Here is a 6,347-nt window from a genome sequence, read left to right as displayed (position 1 = left end):
GGTTTTCCCGGGAAGGCCATCGCGGCTGATGGCCCTAGGCCACCCAGAGCCGCTCCTACGAGAAGCCGGTGGGCGCGGGCCGGGCGGCCAAGCCCGCCAGATCGGCTAAGTGCTTGCATGCAAAGGGAAAGCTCGGCATAATGCGCGGCTCGCTGTGTCCGGTTGCCACCGGCGGCGGTACGGGAGCGCGATCCCTGTGCCGGCTTTGTCAGCGTAAGTGCTTGATTCCCTTGGATTGCGTGGTGGCCTTGATGCCATCGGGGCCGCCGCCTTCCGGGCTATGGAAGGCATCGCAAACTTATCGAGGTGCGCAATGTCCCGCGTATGCCAGGTTTCCGGCAAGCGAGTGCAGACGGGTAACAACGTCTCGCACGCCAACAACAAGACCCGTCGTCGTTTCCTGCCCAATCTGCACGAGCGCCGTTTCTGGGTTGCCAGCGAGAACCGCTGGGTCAAGCTTCGTGTTTCCGCGCACGCCCTGCGCACCATCGACAAGAACGGTATCGACTCCGTTCTGGCTGAGCTGCGTGCGCGCGGCGAAAAGGTCTGAGGAGTAAACGATCATGGCAGGCAAGCGCGACAAGATCCGTCTGATTTCGACGGCCAACACTGGCCACTTCTACACGACGGACAAGAACAAGAAGAACACCCCCGGGAAGATGGAATTCCTGAAGTACGATCCGGTCGTGCGCAAGCACGTCCTGTACAAGGAAGGCAAGATCAAGTGACGTAGCGGCGCGTTCGCAAAGCGAACGCCTTTGCCGCTACACGTCATCCCCGCGAAGGCGGGGGATGCCTCCAACAAAGCCCGCCGCAAGGCGGGCTTTGTGCTTTCTGGAGTCGTAGGAGCGGCTTCAGCCGCGATGGGGCTTTACCGTTTGAATCCCCGTACATGGATGCGCGGGCTTTTGCGGAAGGATCTGCGTGACAGCCCCATCGCGGCTGAAGCCGCTCCTACCGGGCTTTCCGCCCCACGCCGCACCCGCTTGCGTTCCTCCGCAGCTCCAGCAGAATCCTCCCAACGCTCTCGACAGGACGACGGATGCTGCCGCAATGGTGGGAAGGCACGTGGTTGCTGGCGCTGGACTGGGTGATCCGGTTGGTCGCGCTGTTGTGGATTCCCGCCCGCACCACGCCGGGGGCCGCGCGCAGCTGGCTGCTGCTGGTCGGTTTCGTGCCGGTGCTGGGGCTGCCGCTGTACCTGTTGTTCGGTCACCCCTGGCTGTCGCGGCAACGCATGCAGCGGCAGGCGCAGGCCTCGCAGGTGATCCGCGAACAGCAGGTGGCGCTGGCATCGTTGCGCTGGCCGCCGGGCGAGGGGACGGTGGCGGCGGAGATCGTGCCGCTGGTGGAGCGGCAGGGCGACTTCATGCCGACCCATGGCAACGCGGTACAGCTGCTCGACGATTACGAGGGCGTACTGCGGACATTGATCGCCGACATCGACGGCGCACGCGAGCGCGTACACCTGCTGTACTACCTGATGTTCGACGACGATGTCGGCGAAGCGGTGGTCGATGCACTGCTGCGGGCCACCGCGCGTGGCGTACAGGTTCGCCTGCTGCTGGATGCGGTGGGCGCCAAACGCGGCCTGCGGCGCTATCGCCGCACCTTGCTGAAGCATGGTGTGCAGGTACGCGCGGTGCTGCCGGGTGGCCTGCGCTGGCGTCGCAGTGGCCGCATGGACCTGCGCAATCACCGCAAGATCGCGGTGATCGACAACCGCGTCGGTTTCGTCGGTTCGCAGAACCTCGCCGAGCCGGAGTTCGTGCCCGGATTTCCCAACCGTGAGCTGGTCGCGCGGGTGCAGGGGCCGGTGGTGAATCACCTGGAAGCGGTGTTCGCCAGCGACTGGTTCATCGAGACCGGCGAACGTCTGCAAGTACAGCCGGACGCAACGCGGCACGCGGAGGATGTGATCACGCAGCTGCTGCCCAGCGGGCCGGCGTACCCGTTCGAGAACGCGCGCGACGCGGTCAACGCGCTGATCCATCTGGCACGCCGCCGCGTGGTGCTGGTCACGCCGTATTTCGTGCCGGACGAGGCCACGCTCAGTGCGCTGCGCATCGCCGGCATGTCTGGCGTGGACGTGCAGCTGATCCTGTCGCAGAGCAACAACCAGCGGCTCACCGCCTGGGCGCAGGAGGCCTACTACGACGAGCTGCTGCGCTGTGGCGTCAAGATCGCGCTGTATCGGCCGCATTTCCTGCACGCCAAGCACCTGAGCGTGGACGACGATGTGGCGCTGGTCGGTTCGATCAACCTCGACATCCGCTCGTTCGCGCTCAATGCCGAGATCGGCATGCTCTGCTACGACCGCGGCGTGGTGGCGCGGTTGCACGAGATCGAGCGCGATTACCTGAGCGACTCGATCCAGGTCGACATGGCGCAGTGGCGCGCGCGCCCGGCATGGCGCCATAGCCGCGAAGGCATCGCACGGCTGGCCGATGCGTTGATGTGACACGTAAGCGGGACGTGAAACAGGGTTGCCCGGCTGACGCAGACGGGTAAACCTCATCCTCTACAATCGCCGGATGAACGAACAGATGTCCTCGCGCGATTGCGACATCGCCATCATCGGCGGTGGCGCCTCCGGCGTACTGGCGGCAATCCAGCTGCTGCGGCAGGCGCATGCCGCGATCCATATCGTGCTGGTGGGTTCGGCGTTGCCGCTGGCCGATGGCGTGGCGTATTCCACACGCCGCGCCGAGCATCTGCTCAATGTGCCGGCCGGCAAGATGAGCGCATTCCCGGATCGCCCTGGCGATTTTGTCGACTTCCTGAGTGGTGAGCCGACCTTCGATGACGTGGACGCGGCAGAGCTGGCGCGGCGCTACATCGGGCGTCGCCATTACGCGGACTACCTGCGCGAACGTCTGCGGCAAGCCCGGCAGGACAGCGCGGCAACGTTCGAGGCCATCCACGATCGCGTGCTCGGGCTCGAAAAACATGAGGACGCACTGCGCCTGCAATTGGCCCGGCAAGGCGAGCTGCGCGCGCGAGGCGTGGTGCTGGCGGTCGGCAACGCTTTGCGACCGCTGCCGGCGCGCGGTGCGGCCGGGCTGGAAGCTTCGCAACGGATCGAGGCCTGGGACAGCGAGGCGCTGGGCGGGATCGCGCCGGAGTCCACGGTGTGCATCGTCGGCTCCGGGCTGAGCATGGTCGACAGCGCGGTGACGCTGCATGCGCGCGGTCATCGCGGGCCGGTGCACGTGGTGTCGCGGCATGGCCTGATGCCGCTGCCACATGCGCGGGATGCGGTTGCCGAGCTGGATGTGCAGGCGTTGCTGGCGATGCGACTGCGTCCGCGCATGCGCGCGCTGCGCAGCCATGTGCGCGCGGCGATGGTACGCGGCCTGCCCTGGCAGAGCGTGATGGAGGCGCTGCGCCCGTACAGCCGGGCACTGTGGCAATCGCTTTGCATTCGCGACCAGCGCCGCTTCCTGCGCCACGTGGTGCGATATTGGGACGTGCACCGACATCGGATTGCGCCGGAGGTCCACGCCAGCCTGCAGGCGATGTGCGACAGCGGTCAGTTGCAGGTGCATCGCGCGCGTCTGGATACGGTGTTCCCGGTTGGTGCCTGCGTGCAGCTGAGCGCACGCACCGCGCACGGGCATGCGTTGCAGCTGGATGCGAATCAGCTCGTCAATGCCACCGGCGTGGAGATGCGCGTGCAGGCGATGCGCAATCCGCTGTTGCAGCAGTTGCTCGGTCTAGGCCATGCCGTGGCGGGGCCGCATGGCATCGGTGTGGATACCGACGAGGCCGGTCGCCTGATCGATGCCGAAGGTCGTGCCGATCCGCGTATCCAGGTGATCGGCAGCCTGCGCACCGGCAGCCTGTGGGAGAGCCTGGCGATCCCGGAGTTGCGCGGGCAGGCGCACGAGGCGGCGACTGCGCTGCTGGCGTTGTAGGGCGGGATTCGGGGTTCGCAAAAGCCTGTTCCGGACAGCAGGTTCGCTGTGGGAGGGACTTCAGTCCCGACAGGACTTGTCGGCCCACTGTCGGGACTGAAGTCCCTCCCACAAAAAACAATCAGATCGCTTGCCAACTGGATCCGGGAAAAGAAGCCTATCCCGATTCCCGATTCCCGATTCCCGATTCCCCACTTCGCGTAAAATGCGCGGGTGGATGTCTCTCATTTGCTCGATCACCTGAACCCCGCCCAGCGCGAGGCCGTTTCCGCGCCGCCCGGGCACTATCTGGTGCTGGCCGGCGCCGGCTCCGGCAAGACGCGGGTGCTCACTCACCGCATCGCCTGGCTCAACGAAGTCTATGGCGTGCCGACCCATGGCATCCTGGCGGTGACCTTCACCAACAAGGCCGCCGGCGAGATGCGGCATCGCACCGACCTGCAGTTGCGGCAGGGCAGCCGCGGCATGTGGATCGGTACCTTCCACGGTCTTGCGCACCGGCTGCTGCGCCTGCACTGGCAGGACGCGAAGCTGCCGGAAAGCTTCCAGGTCATGGACAGCGACGATCAGCTGCGGCTGGTCAAGCGCGTGGTGCAGGCGCTGGAGCTGGACGAGACGCGCTACCCGCCCAAGCAGGCGATGTGGTGGATCAACACGCAGAAGGACGAAGGCCGTCGCCCGCAGCACATCCAGCCTGAAGGTCGCGACGACTGGACCGAGACCCTGCGCCAGGTCTATGTCGCCTATCAGGAGCGCTGCGATCGCGCCGGGTTGGTCGATTTCGCCGAGTTGCTGCTGCGCGCGCACGAGCTGCTGCGCGACACCCCGGCGCTGCTGGCGCATTACCGCGCGCGTTTCCGCGAAATCCTGGTCGATGAGTTCCAGGACACCAATGCGATCCAGTACGCGTTCGTGCGCGTGCTGGCGGGCGATTCCGGCCACGTGTTCGTGGTCGGCGACGACGATCAGGCGATCTACGGCTGGCGCGGCGCCAAGGTCGAGAACGTACAGCGCTTCCTGAAGGATTTCGGTGGCGCACAGGTCATCCGGCTGGAGCAGAACTACCGCTCCAGCGCGAACATCCTCGGCGCGGCCAATGCGGTGATCTCGCACAACCCCGATCGCATCGGCAAGCAGCTGTGGACCGAGTCCGGCGACGGCGATCCGATCGACCTGTACGCGTCCTACAACGAGGTCGACGAAGCCCGCTACGTGGTCGAGCGCGCGCGCCAGTGGGTGCGCGACGGCGGCAGCTACGGCGAGGCCGCGGTGCTCTACCGCAGCAACGCGCAGTCGCGTGCGTTCGAAGAAGCACTGCTGTCCGAACAGATCCCGTATCGCGTCTATGGCGGTATGCGCTTCTTCGAGCGCGCCGAAGTGAAGGACGCGCTGGCCTACCTGCGGATGCTGACCAACCGCAGCGACGATGCCGCGTTCGAACGCGCGGTCAACACGCCTACGCGCGGCATCGGCGAGCGCACGCTCGACGAGGTGCGCCGGCTGGCGCGCGCGCAGAGCCTGTCGCTGTGGGAAGCGGCGATGGTCTGCACCCAATCCAGCGAACTGGCCGCACGCGCGCGCAACGCGCTGGCCGGTTTTCTCAATCTGGTCCAGCAACTGGGCGTGGAAAGCGCGCAGATGCATCTGTCCGAGCGCATCGATCACGTGCTGGCGCGCTCGGGTTTGCGCGAGCACTGGTCCAAGGAAAGTCGCGGCGGACTGGATTCGGAGTCGCGCACCGAGAACCTGGATGAACTGGTCTCGGTCGCCTCGCGCTTCGTATTGCCCGAGGCCGACGAGGAAGTGCCGGCGATGAGCGAGCTGGTCGCGTTCCTGTCCTACGCCTCGCTGGAGGCCGGTGAAGGCCAGGCCCAGGCCGGCGAGGAAGGCGTGCAGCTGATGACGCTGCATTCGGCCAAGGGTCTGGAGTTCCCGCTGGTGTTCCTGGTTGGCCTTGAGGACGGGCTGTTCCCGAGTGCGCGTTCGCTGGAAGAGAGCGGGCGGCTGGAGGAAGAGCGCCGGCTCGCCTACGTCGGCATCACCCGCGCGCGCCAGAAGCTGGTGCTCAGCTACGCCGAATCGCGTCGCATCCATGGCCAGGACAACTACAACGTGCCTTCGCGCTTCCTGCGCGAGATCCCGCGCGAGCTGCTGCACGAAGTGCGACCGAAGGTGCAGGTCTCGCGTACGGCCTCGCTCGGTGCGATGCGTGGGCCGGTGCGCGGCGTGACCGAGGCCGCTCCGATCAAGCTCGGCGCCAACGTCATGCACGCCAAGTTCGGCGGCGGCGTGGTCACCGACTACGAAGGCAGCGGCGCGCATGCGCGCGTGCAGGTGCAGTTCGACGAAGTCGGCGCGAAGTGGCTGGTGATGGCCTACGCCAACCTGACGGTGGTGTAGCAACCCGCCAGGCGCCAGTCCCGGATCGCG

The 6,347-nt window shown here is 66.3% G+C and carries 5 protein-coding genes; all 5 read left to right on the top strand.

From position 1 onward, the window contains the following. Positions 1-313 precede the first annotated feature (313 nt). The 5 genes from rpmB to uvrD all read left to right on the top strand — a co-directional run bounded on the left by rpmB (position 314) and on the right by uvrD (position 6,317). Complete coding sequence (gene rpmB, locus AC3WJE_RS06365; protein WP_005411638.1) at positions 314-550, top strand: 50S ribosomal protein L28; 237 nt, start codon at positions 314-316, stop codon at positions 548-550. 13 nt (positions 551-563) lie between these two features. Next, positions 564-728 carry a 50S ribosomal protein L33 gene (gene rpmG, locus AC3WJE_RS06360; protein WP_017356584.1) on the top strand — a complete coding sequence of 55 codons (165 nt, stop codon included), beginning with the start codon at positions 564-566 and terminating at the stop codon, positions 726-728. A gap of 314 nt (positions 729-1,042) precedes the next feature. Next, complete coding sequence (gene cls, locus AC3WJE_RS06355; RefSeq protein ID WP_493729939.1) at positions 1,043-2,461, top strand: cardiolipin synthase; 1,419 nt, start codon at positions 1,043-1,045, stop codon at positions 2,459-2,461. Positions 2,462-2,534: 73 nt separating this feature from the next. Beyond that, entirely contained in the window at positions 2,535-3,917 is a 1,383-nt protein-coding gene (locus tag AC3WJE_RS06350; protein WP_493729938.1) for an FAD/NAD(P)-binding protein, read from the top strand. A 213-nt stretch (positions 3,918-4,130) separates the two neighbouring features. Continuing rightward, positions 4,131-6,317 (top strand): DNA helicase II, encoded by a 2,187-nt coding sequence (gene uvrD / locus AC3WJE_RS06345; RefSeq protein WP_493729937.1) that lies wholly within the window; start codon positions 4,131-4,133, stop codon positions 6,315-6,317. Positions 6,318-6,347 lie beyond the last annotated feature (30 nt).

It is taken from the genome of Pseudomonas sp. GW821-FHT07E12 (assembly GCF_058986605.1).
Note: the sequence above shows the minus strand (reverse complement) of the source record. Positions and strands in the feature narration are given on the sequence as shown.

What these genes read in the sequence shown, in the direction of transcription:
- rpmG (WP_017356584.1), top strand. Translation starts at nt 564, where the DNA reads ATGGCAGGCAAGCGCGACAAGATCCGTCTGATTTCGACGGCCAACACT.
- cls (WP_493729939.1), top strand. Translation starts at nt 1,043, where the DNA reads ATGCTGCCGCAATGGTGGGAAGGCACGTGGTTGCTGGCGCTGGACTGG.
- rpmB (WP_005411638.1), top strand. Translation starts at nt 314, where the DNA reads ATGTCCCGCGTATGCCAGGTTTCCGGCAAGCGAGTGCAGACGGGTAAC.
- AC3WJE_RS06350 (WP_493729938.1), top strand. Translation starts at nt 2,535, where the DNA reads ATGAACGAACAGATGTCCTCGCGCGATTGCGACATCGCCATCATCGGC.